The organism is Paenibacillus sp. Y412MC10 (assembly GCF_000024685.1).
Taxonomy (GTDB): domain Bacteria; phylum Bacillota; class Bacilli; order Paenibacillales; family Paenibacillaceae; genus Paenibacillus_AQ; species Paenibacillus_AQ lautus_A.
Genome location: NC_013406.1, coordinates 2,813,182 through 2,838,669, shown reverse-complemented (window position 1 = coordinate 2,838,669; position 25,488 = coordinate 2,813,182). Strand labels below are relative to the sequence as shown.

24 protein-coding genes are annotated in these 25,488 nt (G+C 51.1%); 7 read left to right on the top strand and 17 right to left on the bottom strand.

Going from position 1 to position 25,488, the window contains the following annotated elements; genetic code table 11:
- Positions 1-47 precede the first annotated feature (47 nt).
- A complete protein-coding gene (locus tag GYMC10_RS12430; protein ID WP_015734768.1) occupies positions 48-965 on the top strand; it encodes an NAD-dependent epimerase/dehydratase family protein in 918 nt (305 codons plus the stop codon).
- A gap of 135 nt (positions 966-1,100) precedes the next feature.
- Here the strand turns inward: GYMC10_RS12430 and GYMC10_RS12425 are convergent, their stop codons facing one another.
- From GYMC10_RS12425 to GYMC10_RS12410, 4 genes are all read right to left on the bottom strand, one after another.
- Positions 1,101-1,427 carry an AzlD domain-containing protein gene (locus GYMC10_RS12425; protein WP_009589408.1) on the bottom strand — a complete coding sequence of 109 codons (327 nt, stop codon included), beginning with the start codon at positions 1,425-1,427 and terminating at the stop codon, positions 1,101-1,103.
- Positions 1,418-2,152 (bottom strand): AzlC family ABC transporter permease, encoded by a 735-nt coding sequence (locus GYMC10_RS12420; protein WP_015734767.1) that lies wholly within the window; start codon positions 2,150-2,152, stop codon positions 1,418-1,420. Before GYMC10_RS12420 ends, GYMC10_RS12425 begins: the two co-directional genes overlap by 10 nt.
- A 170-nt stretch (positions 2,153-2,322) precedes the next feature.
- Positions 2,323-3,459: a zinc-dependent alcohol dehydrogenase gene (locus tag GYMC10_RS12415; RefSeq protein WP_015734765.1), complete on the bottom strand. Its 1,137-nt coding sequence runs from the start codon at positions 3,457-3,459 to the stop codon at positions 2,323-2,325.
- Positions 3,460-3,571: 112 nt separating this feature from the next.
- Positions 3,572-4,489, bottom strand: a complete 918-nt coding sequence (locus tag GYMC10_RS12410; RefSeq protein WP_015734764.1) for a DMT family transporter — start codon at positions 4,487-4,489, stop codon at positions 3,572-3,574.
- 77 nt (positions 4,490-4,566) lie between these two features.
- Between GYMC10_RS12410 and GYMC10_RS12405 the strand changes: the two genes are divergently transcribed.
- Positions 4,567-5,919 carry a TrkH family potassium uptake protein gene (locus tag GYMC10_RS12405; RefSeq protein WP_015734763.1) on the top strand — a complete coding sequence of 451 codons (1,353 nt, stop codon included), beginning with the start codon at positions 4,567-4,569 and terminating at the stop codon, positions 5,917-5,919.
- An 88-nt stretch (positions 5,920-6,007) separates the two neighbouring features.
- Here the strand turns inward: GYMC10_RS12405 and GYMC10_RS12400 are convergent, their stop codons facing one another.
- On the bottom strand, positions 6,008-6,295 hold the full coding sequence (locus GYMC10_RS12400) for a hypothetical protein (RefSeq protein WP_009589418.1): 288 nt from the start codon (positions 6,293-6,295) through the stop codon (positions 6,008-6,010).
- A 145-nt stretch (positions 6,296-6,440) separates the two neighbouring features.
- Here GYMC10_RS12400 and GYMC10_RS12395 point away from each other — a divergent pair, with 145 nt between their 5' ends.
- The 4 genes from GYMC10_RS12395 (at position 6,441) to GYMC10_RS12380 (ending at position 10,828) form a co-directional block, all read left to right on the top strand.
- Positions 6,441-7,673: an aminopeptidase gene (locus GYMC10_RS12395; protein ID WP_015734762.1), complete on the top strand. Its 1,233-nt coding sequence runs from the start codon at positions 6,441-6,443 to the stop codon at positions 7,671-7,673.
- 169 nt (positions 7,674-7,842) lie between these two features.
- Positions 7,843-9,072, top strand: coding sequence for an aminopeptidase (locus tag GYMC10_RS12390; RefSeq protein WP_015734761.1), 1,230 nt, complete (start codon positions 7,843-7,845; stop codon positions 9,070-9,072).
- A gap of 369 nt (positions 9,073-9,441) precedes the next feature.
- The gene (locus tag GYMC10_RS12385) at positions 9,442-10,032 is read left to right on the top strand and encodes an RNA polymerase sigma factor (protein WP_036665307.1); all 591 of its coding nucleotides are present in this window, start codon (positions 9,442-9,444) and stop codon (positions 10,030-10,032) included.
- Positions 10,010-10,828 carry a DUF4367 domain-containing protein gene (locus GYMC10_RS12380; protein WP_041621975.1) on the top strand — a complete coding sequence of 273 codons (819 nt, stop codon included), beginning with the start codon at positions 10,010-10,012 and terminating at the stop codon, positions 10,826-10,828. The genes GYMC10_RS12385 and GYMC10_RS12380 overlap by 23 nt, the downstream gene beginning before the upstream one ends.
- A gap of 68 nt (positions 10,829-10,896) precedes the next feature.
- On the opposite strand, the gene GYMC10_RS12375 is transcribed toward GYMC10_RS12380, so the two are convergent.
- The 5 genes from GYMC10_RS12375 to GYMC10_RS12355 form a co-directional block, all read right to left on the bottom strand.
- On the bottom strand, positions 10,897-11,394 hold the full coding sequence (locus tag GYMC10_RS12375; RefSeq protein ID WP_015734758.1) for a hypothetical protein: 498 nt from the start codon (positions 11,392-11,394) through the stop codon (positions 10,897-10,899).
- A gap of 162 nt (positions 11,395-11,556) precedes the next feature.
- Positions 11,557-12,876: a hemolysin family protein gene (locus tag GYMC10_RS12370; RefSeq protein WP_015734757.1), complete on the bottom strand. Its 1,320-nt coding sequence runs from the start codon at positions 12,874-12,876 to the stop codon at positions 11,557-11,559.
- A 445-nt stretch (positions 12,877-13,321) separates the two neighbouring features.
- Complete coding sequence (gene gerQ / locus GYMC10_RS12365) at positions 13,322-13,723, bottom strand: spore coat protein GerQ (protein WP_374705876.1); 402 nt, start codon at positions 13,721-13,723, stop codon at positions 13,322-13,324.
- 88 nt (positions 13,724-13,811) lie between these two features.
- Entirely contained in the window at positions 13,812-14,234 is a 423-nt protein-coding gene (locus tag GYMC10_RS12360) for a cell wall hydrolase (protein ID WP_009589484.1), read from the bottom strand.
- A 132-nt stretch (positions 14,235-14,366) separates the two neighbouring features.
- A complete protein-coding gene (locus tag GYMC10_RS12355) occupies positions 14,367-17,051 on the bottom strand; it encodes a glycoside hydrolase family 78 protein (RefSeq protein WP_015734756.1) in 2,685 nt (894 codons plus the stop codon).
- A 200-nt stretch (positions 17,052-17,251) separates the two neighbouring features.
- Here GYMC10_RS12355 and GYMC10_RS12350 point away from each other — a divergent pair, with 200 nt between their 5' ends.
- A complete protein-coding gene (locus GYMC10_RS12350; protein WP_015734755.1) occupies positions 17,252-18,124 on the top strand; it encodes an AraC family transcriptional regulator in 873 nt (290 codons plus the stop codon).
- Positions 18,125-18,247: 123 nt separating this feature from the next.
- Here the strand turns inward: GYMC10_RS12350 and GYMC10_RS33205 are convergent, their stop codons facing one another.
- The 7 genes from GYMC10_RS33205 to GYMC10_RS12315 all read right to left on the bottom strand — a co-directional run bounded on the left by GYMC10_RS33205 (position 18,248) and on the right by GYMC10_RS12315 (position 25,434).
- The gene (locus GYMC10_RS33205) at positions 18,248-18,406 is read right to left on the bottom strand and encodes a hypothetical protein (RefSeq protein WP_315971969.1); all 159 of its coding nucleotides are present in this window, start codon (positions 18,404-18,406) and stop codon (positions 18,248-18,250) included.
- Between the two features lie 419 nt (positions 18,407-18,825).
- The gene (locus GYMC10_RS12340; protein ID WP_015734754.1) at positions 18,826-19,914 is read right to left on the bottom strand and encodes a copper resistance D family protein; all 1,089 of its coding nucleotides are present in this window, start codon (positions 19,912-19,914) and stop codon (positions 18,826-18,828) included.
- Positions 19,914-20,549, bottom strand: a complete 636-nt coding sequence (locus GYMC10_RS12335; protein WP_015734753.1) for a copper resistance protein CopC — start codon at positions 20,547-20,549, stop codon at positions 19,914-19,916. Before GYMC10_RS12335 ends, GYMC10_RS12340 begins: the two co-directional genes overlap by 1 nt.
- A 173-nt stretch (positions 20,550-20,722) precedes the next feature.
- On the bottom strand, positions 20,723-21,850 hold the full coding sequence (locus tag GYMC10_RS12330) for a glycoside hydrolase family 88 protein (RefSeq protein WP_015734752.1): 1,128 nt from the start codon (positions 21,848-21,850) through the stop codon (positions 20,723-20,725).
- Between the two features lie 14 nt (positions 21,851-21,864).
- Positions 21,865-22,746 carry a carbohydrate ABC transporter permease gene (locus GYMC10_RS12325; RefSeq protein ID WP_015734751.1) on the bottom strand — a complete coding sequence of 294 codons (882 nt, stop codon included), beginning with the start codon at positions 22,744-22,746 and terminating at the stop codon, positions 21,865-21,867.
- Positions 22,747-22,759: 13 nt separating this feature from the next.
- Positions 22,760-23,719 carry an ABC transporter permease gene (locus GYMC10_RS12320; protein ID WP_015734750.1) on the bottom strand — a complete coding sequence of 320 codons (960 nt, stop codon included), beginning with the start codon at positions 23,717-23,719 and terminating at the stop codon, positions 22,760-22,762.
- 83 nt (positions 23,720-23,802) lie between these two features.
- Positions 23,803-25,434: an extracellular solute-binding protein gene (locus GYMC10_RS12315; protein WP_015734749.1), complete on the bottom strand. Its 1,632-nt coding sequence runs from the start codon at positions 25,432-25,434 to the stop codon at positions 23,803-23,805.
- Between the last annotated feature and the right edge of the window lie 54 nt (positions 25,435-25,488).

Here is a 25,488-nt window from a genome sequence, read left to right as displayed (position 1 = left end):
TACCACGTAGGATAATGCATCCCAATCAAAGGCTGGAGGGTTTATGCATGAAGATGGTTGTAACCGGCGGAGCGGGCTTCATCGGCTCCCACCTGGTGAACGGACTCGTTAATCAAGGCTATGAAGTCCATGTAATTGATAACCTGACAACCGGAGAACCAGGTCGCCTTCACAGTGAGGCGATTTTACATGTAGCTGACGTAAACAGTCAGCAGACAACGGCATACATCTCGGTGCTGAAGCCCGATGTCGTATTTCATTTAGCAGCACAGGCCGATGTGCAACGATCGATCCAGGAACCTCGGCTTGATGCGGATGCCAATGTCATGGGTACCCTAAACATACTGGACGCTTGCCGTAAGGCTGGCGTTCGTAAGATCGTGTTTGCTTCGACAGCCGGTGTGTATGGAGACCTCGAGAGATCTCAGCTAACGGAAGACGATCCGGTTAACCCGGTCTCCTTCTATGCGCTATCGAAAGTAGCAGGCGAACAATATATCCGTCTTTATCATCGCTTCTTCGGCCTGCAATACACCATTCTTCGTTATGGAAACGTCTACGGGCCGGGTCAGACCGCAAAGGGAGAAGGCGGCGTCGTGGCGGTCTTCGGCGAACGACTGTATCAAGGCGCGCCGCTCCCAATATACGGCGATGGTCTGCAAACCCGGGATTTCATTTATGTCAAAGATGTGGTTGACGCCAACCTTGCCTCCATCCTTCATGGTGATCAGAGTGTGCTTCATGTTAGCACCGGCACCGACCATTCCGTCAATACGATCGTCGATCTCATCAGCCGGCTGCACCCAGACCGCATCGATGTCGATTATCTACCTGCGAAGATCGGCGATATTCGGCACAGCTGCCTGAATAATGAAAGGACCCGGGAGCGGCTGCGGTGGAGTCCGTTGTTCAGCCTGGAAGAAGGCATGGAAGAAACCTACCGTCACTGGCTTGGCACATCCTAGTTTCCCTTTCCCATAGGGACCAGTAGCAAATGAACATAAAACGGCCGTACTCCTCGTCATTCCAAGGAATACGGCCGTTTTTTAAGCGTTCCGGTTAGGCTATGAACAACATCTCATGCATAACGCTTCGTTTGGTCAGATCAGCAAGCGGAGCCCCACCAACGTCAGGATCCCCACAATGACGGTGGCAAACAGGCTTTTCGTAAGAAATGCGGTCAGAAAAGCAGGGACAGCCGCTATCAGTTCCAGTGTATGGCCCCCCGGATCCACGCGTCCATCACTGACGAGCAGCTCCTGCGCTAATAGCGCCGCCATGACCGCGATCGGTACATGATCCAGCCAACGGATCATCAATTCCGGAATGCGGAGCTTGCTCAGAATCATGAGCGGCAGAACCCTTGGAATCAGGGTGACGACAGCACATCCGATAATCAGTATGGCGATATGCCATCTTATTTCCATCGTTCGATCACCATCCCTGCCGTAGCCGCGACCATAATCGCAACGATGACCGCTGCGCTTCCCGGCATGATCGTACTGACCGCGATCACCGAAACGGCGGCAACCATAATCACCATGAAGTCCAGTTTATACTTCTTTCGGCTGATCCATTGCAGGGCCAGCAATCCAATAAACATGCCAGGCAATGCAAAATCAAGGCCAAACTTCTCCGGCTCCGGTATCCATGCTCCGACAAGACCTCCCGCAACGTTCGCTGCACACCAGAACAGATACGCTGTGATATTCAGTCCGACCATCCACCGATAACCCAGTCTCTTCTGCTCGGCCGCCTTGGCTGCAGCCACACCAAACGTTTCGTCGGTTAGCAGGGAACCGATGAAGAAGCTTTTTCCCGAGGACAGCCCTTTAAAATACGGTGCAATCGCTGCGCTTAACAGCAGATGCCTGGCATTTACGAAAAATATCGTGACAATAATGGATAAGACCGGGCTTGCGGCGGCTACCATCCCCGCGGCTATGAATTGTCCGGAGCCCGCATAGAGCAGCAGCGAAAGGAGCGCGATCTCGAGCAGGCTGAAACCTGCGGTACGCTCGACGACGCCTGCCGCAAAACCGATGCTCAGGTAGCCCAACAGAGTTGGAATGCAATCCTTAAATCCTTGAAGATAGGAATTGGCCTGGTTTCCCTCGATATCGGCGGGAAGCCGTTCTGACTTGGTGCTCATCTGTGTTCGATTCCTCTCTCTCCCTCTACAATTCTATTTTTCATTACTATGAATACTTCTTGCTGGCTTGTCAACGCCAGGGATCGTTTTTTTCCATACAAATAAAAAAGCGTTCCGGTCGTGCTGCTCATCTACCGAAACGCTCCTCGTTTTAGTTGGATCGCCGTGACCTAAGGCTTCAGGATGACTTTGATACAGCCATCCTTCCTCTCATTGAAAATATCATAGCCAAGGGCAGCCTTCTCCATCGGAAACCGGTGGGTAATGATATCCGAAGGATCCACCGTCCCCTCTTTCAACATTTGATACAGGCGGGGCATGTAATGAATAACCGGGGCAAGACCCATTTTTAACGTAATATTGCGTTCAAACAGTTCGCCTAGCGGAAATGCATTGTAGATAAGCCCATATACGCCCGTGAGCTGGATGGTCCCGTATTTGCGCACCATTCTCACAGCCATGCGAAAAGCTCCCAAGGAGCCCCCCTGAAGCTTCAGCATGCTACCCAGCATCTCGATGCCGGTCCGTTTGGCATCCAGGCCGACGCAATCGATGACCACGTCGGCGCCGCCCTTGGTTATCTCAAGGATATAGTTCTCGATCTCGGGTATCTTCTCGAAGTTGTAGGTTTCCACATGATTGGTGCGGCTGGCATGCGCCAGCCTGTAGTCCACATGGTCGATGGCGATGACCCGCTTCGCTCCTTTCAGCCATGCAAACTTCTGCGTTAACAATCCTATCGGGCCGCATCCGAGGACAATGACGACATCGCCGGGCTTAACTCCTCCGTTCTCCACGCTCCACATGGCGGTTGGCAGCGCATCGGACAGCATGAGCAGCTTCTCATCCTCCATTTCGGCATCCTCCGGGATGACAAAGGGCATGAAATTACCGTAAGGTACCCGCAGCAGTTCCGCCTGCGCGCCTTGAAAGCCGCCGTACGCGTCGCTGTATCCAAAAAAACCGCCGGTATTCTTTGCTTCGTTCGCATAATCGCATTGGCTTTCCATTTGATTCTGGCAGAAGATGCATTTGCCGCAAGACACGATAAAAGGAATGATCACCCGATCCCCCACTTTGACCTTGCTTACTTCCGGCCCTGCATCCACGACGACCCCCACCGGCTCATGGCCGATAATGTAATCATCGTTAAGATGCTTCAGCTCGCCGTTATATAAATGCAAGTCAGATCCGCAGATGGCCGTGGTGGTGACTCGAATCAAGATATCGTCGCTGTGCCGAAGAACGGCGTCTTTCATTTCCTTCACTTTGATCCGATGTCTGCCTTGATAAGTGACTGCTTTCACGCGCGCCCCCCGTTCTAAGCCTTTATTCCATAATTGTAATATTTTGGCTTTTTAATGTTCAGTGTGCGCTAATTTTGCGGGAACTAGTCTATCCAGGCAAAATAATGCGGGATCAGCCCAGCGCTTCAGGCTGGACGTCCACCTGCTGCTTTTTGGTTCTGCCGACCTTCAAGAACAATACCAGCCCTAACAGCACCAGCGCTCCGCCTGCGGCTTGCAGCGAATTCATCGACTCATTCAGCAGGAGAAAAGCCAGCAGACTCGCTCCAACCGGCTCTCCGAGAACGCTCATCGACACGGTGGAGGCAGTCGCATACTTCATCAGCCAATTGAATAACAGATGACCGAATACCGTGGGCACGACGGCCAACAAGGCGAATATCCCCCACTCGCGAGCAGAATACCCGGTCAGCGGAATCTGCATGCCCACGTTATATACCGCCAATACGGCAGCAGCTACCGCAAAAACCAGCCAGCTGTACAGGAATGACGGCAGCCTTCTGAGCAGCAGTTGTCCGAGCAGCATATGGACGGCCACCGCGGCCGTCCCCAGCAAAGACATGATATCGCCGGTCAGATGTCCCTTGCTACCGCTGAAACCGCTGCTGCCAATGAGTAGGAACACGCCGAGAAAGGCGATGGCCATACCTCCTATGGCCGCCAGCGACGTTTTCTCCTTAAACCAGATGTAGGCGCCGATCATGACGAATACCGGCTGCAGGGCCAGGATGATCGTAGAACTGGCTACGCTCGTCCACTTCAGGGAGCCCATCCATAACAAAAAGTGCAGGGCCAGCATCGCACCGGACAGAATCAGCAGAAGCACTTCGGAGCGCTTCAGCGATCGGATAACGGGCATGTACTTTCCCGCGAACGGCAGCATGATCAGAAACGTGATCACCAATCGGTACATGGCCTGAATGGAAACGGGACTGCCGGACCATTTTACGAAAATCGATGAAAAGGATATGGCTATAATCCCTATAAATAACGGGATAAAAACGGGAATCGGTGCTCGGTTCGAATTCATGATGGTTAAATGATTCACCTTTCGTGTTATATTAGAGATTGATTTCAAAATTAAACTTTCGGTAAAGGATAATCGGCATGAAAAAGAAAGACCTACGCAATCAAATGACACCTCCTAAATTTCTGGCAATCGGTTTCGCATCGATCACACTGATCGGAACTTTTCTGCTTAAGCTCCCTATCGCTACCGCCGACGGGACTTCGACTCCGCTGGTAGATGCTCTCTTTACGGCCGTGTCTGCCATTAGCGTGACGGGATTAACCGTCGTGGATACGGGCACCCACTGGTCGATATTTGGACAAATTGTCATGCTTATGCTGGTTCAGCTTGGCGGCTTGGGGTTTATGACCTCGGCTACCTGGATTGCATTGATGTTCAACCGTAGAATCTCGCTCCGGGAGCGCATGATCCTTCAGGAAGCGATGGGACAATACCAAATACAAGGCATCGTGGATCTCATCCGAAGAGTGCTGGTCTACACGCTGATCATAGAAGGCGCGGGCGCCTTGCTGCTGACGCTCAGGTTCTCTGCCACCATGCCTCTTTCCGATGCGGCATACTTCGGCATATTCCAGAGCATCTCCATCTTCAACAATGCAGGCTTTGATCTCTTTGGCCAAATTCACGGCCCCTTCTCAGGGTTTGCCACCTATGTATCGGATCCTTTTGTCAATATCATTGTGATGTTCCTGATTTTCCTTGGAGGCATCGGCTTCATCGTTATCTTTGATCTCATCGAGTATCCGAAATGCAAAAAGCTTTCGCTTCATTCCAAGGTTGTCTTGACGGTGACGTCCCTGTTAATCGTGATCGGGGCCGTCATGATCTTTATCCTGGAGCACAGCAATCCCAAAACCTTGGGGCCTCTTTCGTATCCGGTAAAGATCATGGCTTCCATATTCCAATCGATCACTCCCCGTTCAGGAGGCGTCAGCACCCTGGACATTGCGAGTCTGGAGCAATCGTCCCAGTTCTTCATGATTCTCCTGATGTTCATCGGGGCAGCCCCCGGATCGACCGGAGGCGGCATCAAGGTGACTACCTTTGCCGTGCTGATCGGTGCCGTCGTCACGATGATTCAGGGAAAACGCGATGTGGTGCTCTATCGCAACCGCATCTCCCAAGCCCTGGTTTACCGCTCCATCACGCTGACGATTCTATCGCTGCTGCTATTGGTAGGCGCCTCGATGTTCCTGTCCGTTACGGAATCAGGCGAATTCTTAAGGATTTTGTTCGAAGCCGTATCCGCCTTCGGCACGGCCGGGTTATCCATGGGTCTTACCACCGAGCTCTCCGGGGTTGGCAAGATTACCATTGCCATGCTCATGTTCCTCGGACGGCTGGGACCGCTAACGCTTGCGTACGCGCTTAGCCGCAAGAATAACAAGGAGCTGTACCGGCATCCCGAGGGACGAATCACAATAGGATAAGCTATCCGGCCCGCTCATTGCCGCATGTAAACAAACCGTACGCCTCGATCTAAGAGAGGTGTACGGTTTGTTTCTTAAATACGTTTCTTTAGTCCGCCTCTGATTCCCCGAATTCGCTGGCATCAATGGCTGCATCCAGCAAATCGTCAAACAGCTCGTCATCGTTTTCGATCCGTTCGTCTATCTGGAGAAACTGCTCCTCGATTCCCGGCTCCCCGGCAAAGTTCAGACTGTAATCCCAATCCCGGCCGTTCTTGCTCAGGAAGGTGATCTCGTAGGATGAGGCATGTCCATCTATAGAAAATACGGTATATCCCACGAATTGATCGGCATCATCCCGCTTCATATCCGCACGCTCGATTCGGACTTGTGACACGTTTTCACGCTCCTTCGTTACGTTGTAAAGCACTCACAAGACTCAGTATATCACTTTTCTTGATCGCTGATTATGGTTTTTCTTATACAGCTCGATCTAGTATAATATGGGGTGTTACATTATTAATTGCATTGGAGGGTTCCAAATGTCCGATTTCAATACATACCTGGACAAATATGCCGAGTTGGCCGTAAAGGTTGGAGTCAACATACAGGAAGGGCAAACGCTGGTGGTCCATGCTCCTGTCGATTCCGCCGAGTTTACCCGCTTGATCGCTAAGAAGGCATACGAAGCGGGGGCCCGCCTCGTTAAGATCCTGTGGACCGACGAAACGATAACAAAGCTTCAATTCGAAAAAGCAGCGGATGACGTGTTTACCGAAGCGCCAAAATGGTATGCCGGAGAAATGACGGAGCTGGTCGAGAACGGGGCAGCCGTTCTGCACGTGCTGGCCGAGAACCCCGATCTGCTCAGCGGCATCGATTCTGAGCGCATCGGAAACTTCTACAAGGCGCGCGGCGAAGCATTGAAGCAATACCGTGCCTATCAGCAGTCCGATAAGTTTAGCTGGTGCCTGGTCGCAGTTCCTTCGGCTGCGTGGGCCGCGAAGGTATTCCCGGATGTTCCGGAATCCGAGCAGGTCGGCAAATTGTGGGATGCGATTTTCCACACCGTACGTGTGGACCAGGAGAACCCGGTAGAGGCCTGGAACCAACATCTCGAAGTGCTTGAAGCCAAATCCTCCGTGCTGAACGCCAAGAAATACAAGAAGCTCCACTATGTTGCGCCGGGAACCGATCTTACCATCGAGCTGCCGGAAGGGCACATTTGGGCACAAGGCGACAGCATCAACGAACGAGGACACTCCTTCGTGGCTAACATGCCGACTGAGGAAGTCTTTACCGCTCCGCTCAAAACAGGCGTCAATGGCACCGTACATAGTACGAAGCCATTAAGTTATGCCGGTAACATCATAAACAACTTCTCCCTTACTTTTGCAGAAGGCAAGGTGGTCAGCTTCACGGCGGAGCAAGGGTATGAGACTTTGGAGCGTCTCCTGAACATGGATGAAGGTGCACGTTACCTTGGTGAAGTGGCGCTTGTGCCGCATCAATCCCCGATCTCGGAGTCGAACATCCTGTATTACAACACGTTGTTTGACGAGAATGCCTCCAACCACCTGGCGCTCGGCAGCGCTTATGCTTTCTGTCTCGAGGGCGGCAAGGACATGAATCAGGAGCAGCTGATTCAGAACGGCCTCAATACGAGCGTAACCCATGTCGACTTCATGATCGGCTCCGGCGACATGGATATTTACGGCGTTACGGCAGATGGCAAGGAAGAACCCGTATTCCTGAAAGGAAACTGGGCATTTTAAGAATAAGATGCAGCATAAAGCAGCTATTTCTCGCGAAGTAGCTGCTTTCTTTTAACTTTTTCGGACTTTAATTGACCCGAGGTTGATTTACAAACTTAAAAATTGTGCGATAATCTAAACAACGCTTGAAGTTGCTATGAGGCAGCATATAAGAAATGGAGGGTCTGTCATGTCCAGCTTTGAACAAAAATTGGAACGCTATGCGGAGCTAGCAGTTAAGGTCGGCGCCAACGTGCAGCCGGGACAAACGCTGGTGGTTAACGCCATGATTGATGCGGCGCCGCTGGTGCGTCTGATCGTGAAGAAAGCCTACGAAACGGGTGCCAAGCAAGTGAAAGTGAATTACAGTGACGAGATCGTGAATCGGATTCGGTACGATCTGGCGCCCGACGAAGTTTTTTTGGAACCGCCGACTTATTACGCAGAGGAAGTAACCGAACTTGCCGAACAAGGAGCCGCTTTCTTGACGATCCTCTCCTCGAACCCCGACCTGTTAAAAGGAGTCGATCCCGAGCGTATATCCAATTATCAACGTACATATGGCGCAGCCATGTCGAAATACCGGCAATACCAGCAGGCCGACAAAATGAGCTGGACCGGCATAGCGTACGCTTCCCCCGATTGGGCTTCCAAGGTGTTTCCTGACGTTCCTGCAGGCCAGCAGGTGGACAAAATGTGGGACGCGATTTTCCACGCGGTTCGCGCGGACCTGGAAGATCCTATTGGGGCGTGGGAAGAGCATATCCATACCCTTCAACGCAAATCGGATGAACTCAATGCCAAGAAATATCACAAGCTCCGGTTCACTTCACCTGGAACGGATCTGACAATCGAGCTGCCGGAGGGTCATATATGGGCCCAGGCGGGCAGCCACAACGAAAAAGGCGAGCGCTTCGTTGCCAACATCCCGACGGAGGAAGTATTCACCGCTCCTCTCAAAACCGGCGTCAACGGCACCGTACGCAGCACGAAGCCTTTGAGTTACGGTGGCAACATCATCGACAATTTCTCGATTACGTTCGAGAACGGGCGCATCGTCGATTTTTCCGCCGAACAAGGCCAGGATACTTTAACCCGACTGATCTCCATGGACGAAGGGTCGCATTATCTGGGCGAGGTGGCTCTTGTCCCCCACCGCTCCCCGATCTCGGAAAGCGGCATCCTGTATTACAACACGCTATTTGATGAAAATGCATCCTGTCACCTGGCCATCGGGAGCGCATATGCCTTCAACCTTGAAGGCGGCAAGACCATGACGTCCGAACAGCTCCAGGCAAGCGGCCTGAACACCAGCATTACCCACGTCGACTTCATGATGGGCTCCAAGGACCTTCAGATTACGGGAATCACGCATGATGGCAAGGAAGAGCCGGTCTTCATCGATGGTAACTGGGCATAATCGCCATATTTGCCGTTACAGCATGACTAGCAACTCAGCATGCGTTTAAGAACGTTCAACAGGGCAGCCTGATAGAGGCTGTCCTGTTTTTATCTGGTCCATCCCCGCCCTTTCTCTTGCCGGGTCAATCCCAGATTCGATTAATACCCATTGATGGCCGAGCATATGATGAAGAGATGGGCGCAGCTCATTGACTTGCCGATAATAGAGGCGAAAAAGCGGGCCCCATACCATGAATTCCATAGGATAAGCCGGGATGCCTACGGTCTCCAGAGTCGGCTGTTACTAGAATTTGTAGGGCTTTTTTACCCGATATGTTGTAAAATGATGAGAGAAATAGGATGGTTACACCAGAGAGGGGATTATCGCGTGTCCAACCGATTACAGCTCCTCCTTGCAGCAGATTTCGCTGATCTGAGCGAACCTATTCAGGAAGAAATCTATTATGAATTTTATGACCTCGTTTATGGGCAAATACTGTATGTCGTACGGGATCATGCTGCTGTTGAGGATATCATTCAGGAGTCCTTTATCAAAGTGATCACAAGCAAGCCGAAGTTCGAAACGGAAAGCAAGATGCGGGGCTGGCTCCGTGTCGTCGCGAAAAACTCAACCATGAATTATTTAAGAAAAAATAAAAAATACCGTAACCAAGTGGATGTCGATAGTGTTTTTATTAATGAAGAGGACGTGGTAGTTTCTTCCACGAACGTCGAACACCAGGTGGAATCGAATTTGCTGGAGGAATCGATCGGGCAGTACCTCGACCAATTGAAGCCTGAATACAAGCTATTGATTGAGTATCGTTGGAAGCACAGCCTGACCTACAGGGAAATCGCGGAGCTGCTGAATACTCGCGAAGAGATCGTGAAGCAGCGTTTGTTCCGGGCCAGGGAATCCGTTAAGAAAATGCTGTATAGAGAGTGGGGTGAATTGGATGAGCAACGAAAAATACGATGATTGGTTTGATGAGGCCTTTGATGAAGCCTTTGATCGTGCAGCTTCACTTTCCTCACTCCCTACGGACAACGAATCCAAGCGACAATCCTGGCAGCAAGTCAAGCTGCAGGTCGAGAAACTTAACAATCGGAAACAGCGAAGCCGCAGATTTCAGTTGGCCGGTATTATTGCAGCTTCCATGGCATTCGGGGCATTCGTGTTCTCCCAGCCTACCGTCACGCAGGCCGTATCGCCGATCTATCAGCAAATCGTGGATTGGGGCAATGGCATAACGGGCCAGATATTCGGCAAGAAAGAGCCCGTCGATCCCAGCAAGGCCCTCACTGCGCCTCCGCCGGATATAAGCCCTGTCCCAGATAACGCCGACCAAGTACCGCCCGCTGAATTGGTGGAAACCGAAGACGTTCCCTTTACGGATTCTAACGAATCCTTAATCGAATCGCAAAAGCGCGTATTATTCAAGATCCCTGAAATCGGCTATATTCCGCCTGGCTTTGAGTTCTATGAGGCGACGGGAATCGCGGAAAGCGAGAGCGCGCCGATCCTGGATCTTCATCTTCACTACAAGAATGCGGATGAAAAGGTATTCTACATCGATTTAATCGACATGACGGCAGAACGGTCCATCGGCCTTGGAGGAAAGGTTACCGAGACGCTGAAGCTGAAATCCGGAGCCGTAGCCTACCTGACTGAAACCAACCTCCGCTTTTTGCATGACAATGACAAAATATTGGTGAATATTAGCGGATTGTTTTCTCGAGAAGAATTCATTAAAATCGCCAACAGCATACACTAAAACCATGCCTGCACACACAAAGAAGGACACTTGCATAAAGTGTCCTTCTTTGTTATAACCTATTGAAATTACTGTTCTACTAATATCGAGTTCGTATAATAAGTGCCTTCCTCATATGTACCGTTCTCATTAATCCAATGAATGGTTTTGCCACGGTAATAGTAGCCTGTCTGAACGTTGAAATTTTTGGTGCCGCTAAGCGAAAGCTTGTTGGCTCCGTTTTCATATGCACTGCCAGCATCCACCCAAGCCGACCCTGTCCAGCGCTGTAGAACATAATTAATGCCGATGCTGTCTACGGCTTGTCCAGCGCCGGTAAATCCGTTGATGCTCACTTGGGTACCGCTTGCCTTGCTAATCGTAGAATAGTAATTGATCAAATATTTATTCGCTAAGAGGCTGATGGAAGAATTCAAATTCATTTCAACCGGAGGCGGAGTCGTCAAAGCACCGGGTGCAATGTCTGCAGCGGAGTCCGCGTAAGCCCCTCCTGCCAAGGATAAACTTAATAAAACACTGACTGCAAGTGCTGAAGCTATACGTTTTGGACTTCGTACTTTCGACATAATATCACCTTTCTTTCAATATGATAGGAACATCCATATTTTAACACGTCGTGTAAGCGCAAAAGTTTCTAATTTTTCACGGTTTGATATAATTTTTGAAACTTTTCTGCAAATAAAAAGAAGCAGCGACATAAAATGTCGCCGCTTCTTCTAATATCCAGTTTACGCGCCCGCTTCTTCCTGTATCAGCTGCTGCTCTTGCCTGATCAGGCGTATCCGGGAGATGCGTTTATTCTCCGTCTCCTCGATCACAAAGCGACAGTCTTCGTATATAACAGACTGGCCTTTGTGCGGAAGCAGCACCTCAAGGCGCGCAGACAGCCATCCACCGATGGTATCGTAATCTTCTGTATCCACATTCAGACCAAATTGGTCATTGATTTCATCGATCAGCATCAATCCATCAATGGAGTATTCATCCTCCCCCACCTTTTCAATGCCTGGACGCTCTTCGTCAAACTCGTCTTGAATTTCACCGACGATTTCTTCCATAATATCCTCCAGGGTCACTAGTCCCGAGGTCCCGCCGTATTCATCGATAAGAATGGCGATTTGCGTCTTGCTCCGCTGCATTCTTCGCAGCAGTTCGCTGATCTTGATTGACTCAGGAACAGCAATGATCGGGCGAATCAGGGAAAGCTGGTCGCCAACGAAGCCACGCATCAGATCTTTAATGTGAATAAAGCCAATGATATGATCCTTGTCTTCGTCGCAGATCGGATAACGGGTTCGCATGCCCTCGCTTGCAATCTTCAGATTTTCTTCCAATGAAAGATTGTTGTATAAGCAGATCATTTCTGTACGGGGGATCATGATCTCCCTTGCCGTCGTATCGGCAAATTCAAAAATGTTGTCTACCAGTGTCATTTCCGTGCTATCCATCAAACCGCTCTCGCTGCTCTCTTTCATCATATCCCGCAGTTCTTCCTCGGTATGAACATTGCGTTCAACCACCGGCTTCATCCGGAATATGCGAAGAACGTTATTGGAAAGCCCATTGGCAAACCAGATAAACGGGAACATGATGGTGTAAAATACCCGCAGCGGGCCTGCGGACAGCAGCGTGATTTGTTCCGCCTTGCGTACGGCCACCGTCTTAGGCGCTAATGCACCGAATACGATATGCATGAGTGCGATCAAGATGAAGGCTAATACCAAGGACACCGCATGAACGGCTGTGTTGCTCCATCCTATTCCGTTGAACCAAGGCGTAATCATGGCGGAAATCGTTCTCTCGCCGATCCAGCCAAGGCCGATGGACACGATGGTAATGCCAAACTGGCAAGCGGATATATATCCGTCCAGGTTCTTCAGTATGTTCTGCGCAAATTGTGCACGTCTATGTCCTTCTTCAACCAAAGCGTCAATACGGCTCCTCTTCACTTTAACAAAAGCCAATTCAGCCGATACAAAAAATCCGTTTAATAGGACGAGAATCAATACCAAGGTTAAACTTATCAAACTCGGTAAGGGGTCACTCAATCGATCTCCTACCCGCCATACAGCATGCTATGACGAATAGGAACACCTCCTTCGGTTATTAAAAATGTGTGGTGCCATCAAGCATAACAGCGTGTTCGGACTACGCATCAACTTCCCAATGGTCTCATCTCCTTGTCTTATTCCGACTTATTCAAGCTATATAAGTAATTATATAGTACTACGATACACAGTCAAACGTTGTCTTATGACATTAATCATCGTTGTTATGAGCTTTAATTTGATTCTCAGCCGTTAACACTCGTTTTCCGATGAATTGAACGATTCTATGAATAAACATTCATAATGTTAAAATAAAACGATGCGGCCGTACTCAGTGGCGTTAAAAAAACGCATGCCGTTGAATATGCTGCCAAAGTCCAAAAGAAATAACCTCCGTTTCACATCGGTGTAAACGAAGGTTATTGGGGCATTCGCAAAAATAGATTTATCTTGCCGTTGGTGGCGGATTGCCGATCACGCCCGGATATTGGTAATTGAGCGGCTCGTCAAACACGACATAGTCCAGGTTCACCATCAGCAGGATGATCCGGCGCCCTGTCGTCCGTTCGCTGATGACGATATGATCGCGACCGGCGGCTTCGATAATGCCCGTGAACACCTTGGCATTCCATTGCGAATTGTTTTCATACGTCATGTAAAACGTTGCCTGCTTCCCAAGGTTCAATCGAAGGATATTCTCCACGTAAGATTGTTCGAATTGCGGCGGTGCCGGAACAACGGTGCCTCCCGGCGTCATTGGGCTTCCGCTGGGCACCTGCGGTGGAACGTTTGCCGTATAACCAGCGGTCCCGCGGTTTGGCACTCCCGGATAACGGACTCCATTCATGAAGTTCACAGGCGGCACACCTTGATTGTACATAAGTAATTTCCTCCTTTAATTTATAACTCCCGCCTAAGCGGTTTTATAACATGAATCAAAAAACGGACGGGCAATCGGCATATGTCGGGGTGAAGAAGCAGTGTGCCTTGAATCGGCCTGTGTTCTGCTGATTGTACCAGGTTGCCGGGCAATCCCCTGCCGGGCGGAAAAACCATAGCGCGTTGCTAGCCGGCCATATGCGTTCCCCATTAATGACCCTTTGGGCTAGCTGACGATCCCGATCCCTGGCCCGTTGATAAAAATAGCCTTTCTGTGTTGCTTCAAAACCACCCGGGCTCTGAAATACCATATCGTTCATGTTGCGGATGTTTCGAAAATCCAGGCAGTTACCCAGTATCCGGTTCACCCCGACATTCCCTACCATGAGCATGCCCTGCTCACCTTCGCCTTCTGCCTCTGCGCGGATCAATCTTGCCAGAAGATCCACATCATTCGAATTCGCTTTGATGACTGCCACAGAGTTCCCCTCGCTTCCTTAAGATCACTTTGTATCGTATGTGCATTCGCCCAGAAATGTGCCTGGATACGAAAAAAAAGTTCCTTACCGCGTCCATCGCGGTAAAGAACTTTGGTCTCCTGCTATCATGCCTTACTTCGCTTTAGGATTGTTGTATACATAACGGAACGTATACTCCCCCGAGCCCGCTTGAATCACAACACCCGCTTCGCCATCAACTGCCGTATGGATCCCCTTCGCTTCGTTTAGAGGGATCGTGCTGCCCTCCTTAACGTTTGAAACGTCAAAAACACCCGGCAGGCAAATTTCAGCAGTCGTATTAGGCGGAATGCACACTTCCAGCTGAAACTCGCCATCATCCTCCATCCGCCAGCATGACCGGACGGTTCCATACATCGTATCGATTTTGCCTTCCGCCCATGTCAGGCCTTCACCCGGTACAGGCGCAAACCGGATATGTTTATAACCCGGCGCATCCTCCACGGTCTGTATGCCGGCAACCGAACGATACAGCCATTCGCCGATGGCTCCGTATGCATAATGATTGAATGAATTCATGTCACGGCTCCAGAAGCTGCCGTCTTCCTTGATGCCGTCCCAATGCTCCCAAATCGTCGTGGCGCCTTTCGTCACCGGATACAGCCATGAAGGATAGTCCTGCTGCAGCAGCAGCTTATACGCCGCATCGTGCATGCCGTGCCGGCTTAACACATGATTAATATAAGGTGTGCCCACAAAACCGGTCGTTAAATGAAACCGGCTCTCCTCCAGCAATGCATAAAGACGATCCGCCGCGCGTTTTTCCGCCGCCTCATCCAGCAGCCCGAACATAAGCGCAAGCACGTGCGCGGTCTGCGTCGACGCCGCAAGCCTTCCGGACGGGGTCACGAATTCGTTACGGAATGCAGCGACAACCTTTTCTTTAAGCTCGTTATACAGGGCAGCATCTTGTTCTCGTCCCAATACGACCGCGGTTTTCCTAAGCAGTTCCACCGAATAACCATAAAACGCCGAAGCGATAAAGTCCCGTTCCGTAGCACCCACATAGTCCCCGGATTTCGCATCCAGTCCCAGCCAATCGCCGAAATGGAAGCCGGTATTCCACAGATATTCATGCTCCCCTTGAGCTTGAATGTAGGAGACCCAGCGCTTCATGCTCTCATATTGACGCTCCAATATCCGTCGATCGCCAAAATTGACGTACACCGTCCACGGGCAAATGACCGCTGCATCTCCCCATGCGGCCGAAGCATAGGCTTCATCGCCGAGCACATGCGGAACAACGAACGGAACCGCTCCGTCATCGCGCTGTTCCGCGGCCAGGTCCGACAGCCATTTCGTGAAGAAAGGCGCCACGTTGGCAAGATAGGCCGCCGTCCCGATGAACATCTGCGCATCGCCGGTCCAGCCAAGCCGCTCGTCACGCTGCGGGCAATCCGTGGGCACATCGAGGAAATTCCCCTTCAGTCCCCATCGAATGTTGCTCTGCAATTGATTCACCATGGGATCCGAACATTGAAAAGTTCCGGTTTCTTCGAAATCCGAATGGAGCACGACCGCTTCAAAATGCCGGAGGTCCAGCTGCTCTTCCGTGAAACCGTCTAAACGCACATATCGGAAGCCTTGGAACGTAAAATGAGGTTCATGGATTTCGTTTCCGCCGCCTTTTAACGTGTATTGAATCGTTTGTTTAGCGGTTCGGAGATTCTCCGTATAAAAGTTACCTTCGGCATCCAGGATTTCCGCATGCTGCAGCGTCACCGTTGTGCCCTCCGCACCGGACACGCTAAAACGGACCCAGCCTACCAAATTCTGCCCGAAGTCGATGACGGTTTCACCTTTGGGCGTGGTCAGACATTCCACGGGCCGCACCGTTTGAACGGCTCTCACGGGCTCGTTGATCTGGGGCTTCAGCTTGTCGTAACCTTGGTCGATCGTTTCCACGCCATGCCAATCAACGGAGTTATAACCTGCCGAACTGAAGCCGTCCAGTTCGAGGCGCGCATCATAGGTTTCGCCATGGTATAGCTCCGACATGGTGATCGGGCCTTTGGCCGACTGCCAGCTTGAATCGGTTGCCATCACTTCTTCGCTGCCGTCAGCATACGTGATATGCAGCTCCAGCAGAAGCGCTAATCGATCTCCATAAATCGCGTGCCGATCCTCCCAGCCCAGCTGTCCCTTGTACCAACCGTTACCGAGCCAAGCGCCGATCGCGTTTTGGCCAGATTTCAACATCTCGGTTACGTCATAGGTCTGCGTCTGAATCGTATGATCGTAACTCGTCCAGCCTGGCGTGAAATAACAGTCTCCCACTCTCTGTCCGTTAAGCTCAAGTTCATAAAGGCCCAGCGCCGTAACATATATTCTTGCTTTCGTAATGGGCGACTTTAAGCTGAAGCTCTTGCGGAGGAGCGGGAGGTGACCGGCTTCAACAGGCAGCAAGGATCGTGGTGCAGATATCCATTGTCCGACCCATGGCTCCCCTTCCAGTTTTCCTGTCTCCCAGTAGGCCGTGTCGGACCATTCCGTCAATTCCCCGGCTTGGTTCCAGGCACGCACGCGATAGAAATAGCGCTTACATGATGTTACGCTCAGCCCCGTTAATTCCACGTGAACCGACTGCGACGAGGCTGTTTTCCCTGATGTCCAGCAGGGCTTGGCAAATTCCTTCTCGTTGGAAACCTCAATCTCATAAGCGGTTTGGCTGACGGCTCTTTCGTCCGAGGCCAACCTCCAACTGATGCGCGGCTTTCGCTCTCCGATACCTATCGGTTGATGAAGATATTCGCATCGTACATCCGTTACGCTGAACATGCTCATTCCTCCGTTCACTTCAAGAAGGCTGCTTCAACAATCCGTTTGAATTAGCCGCTTGGCTTGATATACGCTTTCATTTCTGTCCCTGTTTCAACTATTATTATAAGTGAACCTACAAGCAAGATGATGGGGATAACGGACAATTTAATGTGGTAAAACGGACATCCATCCTCGATCAATGAAAAGGAGCAAACAGGATGAAACGACCGATGGAAACCTATTACGGAGATTATTTTTTCCGGGACGACACCCTGATGTATGTAAATCGTAACGCGGAGAATTTTACGGGGTCTTACCATAACCATGATTTTCTGGAAATTGCGTATATCGCTGAGGGAGAAGGCTTCCATCACATGGAGAACTCGGTGCAGCGGGTTCGCAAAGGACATATGTTTTATATACCGCTCGGAATGCCTCACGTATTTCGGCCTACCTCTTCCAACGGGAAGCCGCTCATCGTGAACAATTGCATATTCTCCGTTAAACTTCTGCCGAAACTGATTGCCTTTGCCTCCGATTCGAGGACAGCCTCCTTATTGAAACAGATGGAAGACGGCACGCTTGGGTACCGCGCCATTACGGATCGGCATGACCGTTTCGAGAAGCTGTTCGTCTCCCTCTATGAACAATATGCCATGCAAATCAGCGGCTCAGCCGTCTATTTGCATACGCTGCTGCTACAGCTGATCATTGAGTTCAGCCGGGCCATCGAGCATTCGCAGCCTATCACCTCGGAGCCTTCGCATCCCTCTTTTCATGATGTCCTTCAATACGTGGAGGGACAATACATGCATGAGCTCACGCTGACGCGTCTTGCGCAGATCAGCGGCTTCAGCGAACGCCATCTTCAGCGATTGTTCCGCAGATATACCGGCCAGAGCTGGCATCATTATCTGCAGACCGTACGCATTCGAATGAGCCGCGAGCTGCTGCGAACCACGACAGACAAAATCAGTATGATCGCCGAAAAGGTCGGTTACAAGGACATGCATTCCTTCAACTCGGTATTCAAGCGAAGCACGGGACTCACGCCGGGGCAATATCGCTCCGAAACGCAGCATCATGGATAAATGACCGGATTCTCCAGCTAATAATAAAAGCATGATGATCCTTATATAACTCGGATATCATGCTTTTGTACATGCACGATTATTCGCTGACCCTTATCTGATATCCTGGATGCTATCACGTTCCTATTCCCCCAGCTCTTTCTCAAGAAGCACTTCATCCTCCCGCTTATAACCTGATTTCTCATATGCCCCGATGGCTTGGTGATTATCATGACCCGTAAGCACCTTAACCGTCCTCACCCCGCGCGCGAACAATTGTTCCTCCAGAAGAACGAGCAGCATTCCTGCCAGACCCGCCTTCTTGCCCGCTCCTGAATGTACATTTCCGTTATCTCGCCGACAAGCTCCCGGTAACAAAAGGACTTAAATGATTGGGCGCAGGCAAATCCAACAGGATCATCACCTAAATAAGCGAAGGCCACGATCTCATCCGCTTGTTCCAAACTATATTTAATTTCCTCCAGCGGCATCCTAACCCCATTAAACTCCTCGTTTAATCGGTCCAGTACGGATGCATCCGTAGGAGATGCTAAGCGAATAAATTTCACTTATTCCATATCATATTTCCCCCCAGTTCAAGATTTGGTCCATGTTCGATCTTCACCCCAAGTATACCACTTTTATCCAGCCATCTATCATTGCTCCCATACCAAAAAAAGGCCCTGCTGATTAAACAGCAAGGACCTTTCACTTCAAACAAATTAAACGGCGGTAACCGAGAACATCAAGCCGCAATAAATCAGCATGGCGGCGCCTAACCCGCTTAACAGCCCGACGGCTGCTGCCCGGTTCCTGCGAAATACGTTCACGACATTCCAGAGGAGACCAAGCCCAAGGCACAGGCAGAGTATCCCGATCCAGCTCCACGTAAAGGCCAAATCACCGATCGTAAACCCGGGATGGAACCAGACAAACGTTGCTGCAGGGCCGTATGACGCCAATGTATCCACGACCTCGTGCGGCGCCGGCTGCTGGTTCATGTAGCCGGTGACGATATAAATCAGCCAGATCAGGATTCCCTCGCTTCGTGCCCATGCCGCAGGTCGATAGCTTCTATCCCTGCGCAGCTTGCGCTTGACGAGATAACCGTTAACGAACGCGAACACCAGCAGCGGCAGAATGAGAATATGCTTGACCAGCAGGGCCTGACCGTAGGACAGCGTCCAGCTGTTTACGGGTTCCGGCGTCACGGCTGTCATCAGGAACAGACCCGATCCGATGACAAGGATGACGCAGGCGATGGCTAATGGATGGAACCATCGGAGAAACGCACTCCAGCGATCATGTTCCGTGCTGAACCATCCTGTAAGCAGCAGCGTTCCCGTCCATATGGCCATCGCCGTGAAATGGCCGAAGAAAGCAAGCTGTCCAACGCCGTCGAACAGGGATGCAGCGTGGTTGAACGAAGACATGGCGACGGCAATGCCCAACAGAACAGCGGGCATAAGCCAGCGTAAGGGAGAGCCGGGTTTCCGGCGGACGATCAGGGTCAGTACCGCCAATAGGATCGAAAGAACCAGTATCCAGGCATAACGCTCGCCCTCTCTGAATTTGAACATGATGCTGTTAAAGGACTGCCAGAATCCGATATCATCCTTGAAAAACATGATGATTTGCAGCAGCGGCACAAAGCCGAATAGGATGATGGCTGCCCCCGCCGCTGGGCCGAGCCAGGCCGGTACCGAAATGTCCGGCTTATAAGCCTTCGGTACCAGGGACAACACCGTGATCCCGGCCAGAATGGCGTATGCTAAATATAAAAACGGCTCGCTTAACCAATAATAAGACATTACTTTCTCTTCCGGGAAGCTTTAATTCCAAAGTATCCTGCGACAACGGCCACGATGACGATAATCACGATCCACACGGTCGACCCGTTTCCTTCGGATGTGTCATTAGCCGGCGTATTCTCCGCCTGCTGATTCGTATCCGTCGACGGATCTGCGTTGTCTGCGGCTGTATCATCCGCCGTTGCTGTTTCATCCGGTGTATTTCCTGTATCCGCAGGCGGTTCTTCGGTGTCGGCAGAAGTCTCCGGAGCTGCTTCCCCTTCCGGTGCATCGACTTCGAAAGCATACGTTCCGTCAACGGGATGTCCATCTCCGCCAACGATCTTCCATTCCACCGTGTAAGAACCGGATGGAAGCGGTCCTGCCAGCGTTCCAGCCATAGTGTTCTGGTTAACCTTGACTTCCGATACTTCAACCGCTTCGCCTTGCGCATTCTTCACCTTGAGGGTGCTTAAATTTTCATCGATATTTTCATTGAATGACAGATTGACTTCCATCACGCTTTCCGTGATCTTGGCGTCCGCGGCGGGCGTACTGGATTCCAGCTTGGAATGCGCCCACGTTGCTGTCGGGAACACCAGTACAAGCAGCAGACCCAAGGTCAGCAGAACCGAAGTTTTCACATGTTTCAACATGCCTATCTCCTCCAAACCATTTATCTTAAATTTGAATCTTCCCCATCATAACAAAGACGTTCTCTCAATGCTAATGAGTATATTGTGAACAATGATCCTATCCTATTTTACACAAAAAAGGGAACGCCGCACATATTGCGGCGTTCCCTTTATAGTTCACGGATCCGGTTCTACTATCCTCTCTCGTACCAATAGCCAGGTATCCCTTTGGTCAGTCGCAGCAAGGCCTCGAGATAATAATAATCCCCCCAGATCATGTAATCGTCCGGTCCCATCCCGCCTCTGACATAATAGGAACCATGCTTGATCAAGCCTTCCTCGGCAGCTTCACCGATAGTGGAATAACGGTTTACAAGGGAGATCATGGACTTCTCGACGGCGTCTGTCAATAGCCCTTTATTGCCATCTTCCTCTTCCAGGTGCTCCAAGATCTCCAGCATCCCGCATGCGGCGATGGCGGAAGCGGAACTGTCGCGAGGCGTACCCGCTTCGATCGGAACGTCAAAATCCCAATAGGCGACATGGTCTTCCGGCAAATGCTCGATAAAATAGCGGGCAGCTCGCACGGCGGTATCCAAATACTTCGGATCACGGGTATAACGGTAGGAAAGCGCAAATCCGTAGACGGCCCATGCTTGCCCGCGCGTCCAGGTGGAGCCGTCGTGATATCCTTGGTGCGTCCCACCGCCGATGGGCTTCCCGTCCGACGGCTGGAAGTAGAAGGTATGGTACGAAGAATCATCCCCTCGCATTAAATAACGGCGGCTCTTCTCCGCGTGCGCGACGGCCACGCGTTTGTAGCGTTCGTCGCCTGTTTGGTCATACGCCCAATACAGCAGCGGTATGTTCATCATGCAGTCGATGATAATGCGGCCGCCGTTCTTCTCGTCGCCCTTCCGGCCCCAGGCCTGAATATACTGGCCTTCTTCCCGCCAGCGCAGCATCAGATGGTCGGCTGCTTTTAGGGCCAGCTGTTTGCCCTCTTCATGTTCATCCACGATCCACGCGGCCAATGCGGAGGGCTGGTACAGAAATCCGATATCATGATGATCCAGATGCCGCTTCTCCTCCAGCCGCGCCTTGTAATCCTCCAATTGGGCGATTGCCGTATCCTTAAACAGCGGGTCCTTCGTATATTCATAACACAGCCAGATCATTCCGGTGTAGAATCCTTCAATCCAGTCATTGCTTTCTCCCCACTCGTATCGCTTCTCCGCCGTGATGTGAGGGAATTTCATCGGAAATAAACCGACGTTCCTCTTGGTCTTTTCAACCGCATCCATAATGGCCTGTTCCCACATGGTTCACATACCTCCTATTCTTTGATGGCGCCGATCATGACGCCCTTCACGAAATATTTCTGCAAGAACGGATACAGAAACAAGATCGGCAGCGTCGCCACCATAATCGTCGCATACTTAATCGTTTCGCCAACCGGCATCCGATCTCCCCCTCCTACCGAGGTCATCATGCTGCTGGTATCGTTCTGGATCAGAATCTCGCGCAGGATCAACTGCAGCGGAAACAAGTCCCGGTCCCTTAAATAGATGAGGGCATCAAACCATTTATTCCAATGCCACACCCCGTAAAAGAGCACCATGACCGCAATGACCGGCAGCGATAACGGGATGATGATCCGGAACAGAATGGTCCAGTCGGTGGCTCCGTCGATCCGCGCGGATTCCTCGAGCGCATCGGGTACCCCTTGAAATGCCGTTCGCATAATAATCAAGTTCCATGTCGTCATGGCGCTTGGAATAATCAATGCCCAGTACGTATCAAGCAGACCCATATTTTTCACGAGCAGGTATTTCGGGATGAGCCCGCCGTCAAAAAACATCGTCATCACGATCAGCATCATGATGGCGCCTTTCCACATCACGTTTTTCCTGGATAAACCATAGGCTCCGAGAGCCGTCATGAGAATGTTCAGCGTCGTGCCGACGACCACGTAAAATATCGTATTCAGGTAACTTCGGATGATATTCGGGTTCTCGAATACCATTCGATAGGAGTCCAGCGAGAAGCCCTTTGGCCACAGCAGGATGCCCCGGTGCTGAACGAATTCGGCGGGCGTGCTGATCGAAGCAAACAATACGTAGAGAAATGGATATAACGTTATGATCGATAACAAACACAATAGAAAGACATTCGCAGAATCAAACAGGACTTCACTGACCGATCTAGTAGTTCGCATGAGATCCCCCTCTCTACCACAGCTTCGTGTCGGTAAACCGCTTGCTGAGATAATTGGCTCCAATGAGCAGCGCAAAGTTAATCAAAGAATTGAACATGCCGACAGCGGCGCTGAAGCTGTAGCTTGCTTCCAGTATCCCCTTGCGGTAGACATAAGTCCCGATCACGTCTGCCGTCTCGTAGATGACCGGGTTGTACATGATCAGGATCTTCTCATCCTGCAGCGCCATAAAAGAACCGATCCGCAAGATAAGCAGAATGATCACGGTCGGCAGGATGCCAGGGAGCGTAATTTGGAGCATCTGCTTCCAGCGGCCGGCACCGTCCACTTTCGCCGCCTCATACAGGGACGGATCAATATTGGAAATCGCCGCCAGATAAATGATGGAGCCCCAGCCAATCCCCTGCCAGATGGCGGACGAGGTATAGATGGTGCGGAACCATTCCGGCAGCCGCATGAACGAAATCGGCTTGCCGCCGAAGTAGGTGATGATATGGTTGATCAGGCCGTCCACCGCCAAAAAATCCACCAGCATCCCGACTACAACGACAACGGAAATGAAATGGGGAATATACGTAATGGATTGTACGGTCCGCTTAAAGATCCGATGTCGCACCTCGTTCAGCATCAAGGCCAGCACGATGGAGGCGGGAAATACGAAGATAAGATCGTACGCGCCGAGGATAATGGTATTGGAAACGACCCGCTCAAAGAAAAATCCGTTAAAAAAATCGCTGAAATGTTGAAAGCCGACCCATGGGCTATTCCAGATGCCGAGCCCTGCGGAGAAGTTCTTGAACGCAATCTGCAGGCCGTATAACGGTCCGTAATGAAACACGGCATAAAACGCCACAACCGGCAGCAGCATCAGGTAGATCGTGGAATTCCGGCGAAAGTCCTTCGCTGTTCTTGCGCTGAAGCTCTCGGATTTGCTCTGTATCGTCATGCGTTTTGTTTCTTCCTTTAGCTGCACCGTATGCCCTCCTCTGTGAAAAATAACCCGCATGAAGAAGGATACGGCTCGCCCGTTTTCTCCCTCTTCATGCGCTTCTACACTTACCGGCTGTTAAAACGGTCCAGCGCAGACTGCTGAATCTGAAGGGCTTCTTCAATGCCCATTCCCTGCACCGTTTGGACAAATTGATCAAAGCCGCTGATCGGCTCCACGCCCATAATGAATTTGTTGACCATCTCTTCGTAATACGTATTAATATCGTTCATGATCGAGGCATAACGCGTGCTCTCTTCTGCCGTCGGCGAAATAATCGGCATTAAACGGTCGTTCTCCGCCTTCATCCATGTCTCAATGGCCGCTTTTTGCTGAGGAAGCGCGGAATACTGCTCGACGTAACGGCGATCCTGAACGAAAGGTCCCGAATAACTGGCCAGGTTGTATTTCGACAACGCCTGGGTGATCGACAGCCCATCTGGATTCTTCATCACTTCGTCGGTATAGGTCGGGTACCCGTCCTTCATCTCGTAGCTGACTCCCTCAACCCCGAAATTAAACAGCATGTGCCCTTCTTCCCCATATTTGTAATCGAGCCATTTCACCGTTTCCGCCGGGAATTTGTTCGCTTTCGTCACAGCCGCCCCAAATCCGTTGAACGGCGAATCCTTCTGTCCAAGAAGCGGCGTGTCCCCCTTCTTTAGCACAACGTTGGGAGCGCCCACCAGACTGACGTCCGGATTGCTTTTTAACATGAGTTCGGAATAGCGGCCGAGGCTGCTGCCCATGTATCCGGAGAAGGCACCCACTTGATTGTTGGTCACTTTGGCATCTTTGAGCGTCCCGTCCGTTGCCGCATAATCCTGATCGATCAGGCCTTCGGCATACCATTTGCTCATCGTCTCCAAATAAGATTTGAATTCCGGTTGGATGGGGCCGTACTGTACCTTCCCGTCCACCTGATAAAATCCTGTCGTAATTCCCCACGCGCCGACAAATGCATGGTTAATGCCCGTCATATCCATATCAAGCAGGAGCGGGATTTCATCCGCCTGGCCGTTCCCGTTGGGATCCTGGGTCTTGATCGCTTTTAATACTTCATACCACTCGTCAATCGTTTCCGGCACTTGCAGGTTGAGCTGATCCAGCCAGTCCTGGCGAATGATAAGGCCGTTAAAGGTCAGCAGATACTCGTCTCCGCGGATGAACGGGAATACGTAAATGTTTCCGCCATCCGTCGTTATCAGCTTTTTGTATTCCGGGTGTTCGTTCAGCAGTTTCGATAGGTTCGGAGCATGCTCTTCAATCAGCTCATTCAGGCGAATGATCGAACCGTCCGATATCGCTTTATCCGGCCCTCCGGATACGTTGGCCCAGCCATACTCCACGACATCCGGCAAGTTGCCCGACGAGACCATAATGTTGAAGGCGTCTGCCTCTTGCCCTGCCGGCGGATGCTGGAACTTAACCTTGGTCCCTGTCAATTTCTCCATTTCCTGATAGGCGGCAATGCCGTTCATATCCTGCATCGTTGCCGATGCGTTGGCATTCAGCGATACCCAATAGGTCAGCTGGCCGGGATACCCCGTTTCTCCGCCTGAGGCAACGCCCGTTCCTTCCTTGCCTTTGTCGCCGGCAGGCTCCTCGGCTCCCGAGCCTTTTCCGCTGCACCCGGCAATCATAGCCACAATCAGCATGAAGATGGCCAGTCTCGTCATACGTTTCCGGTTTGTTTTCAAATCACGACGCCTCCCTTTTTTCCTAATGAATGATCATCCGAAATGTTCAGGCCG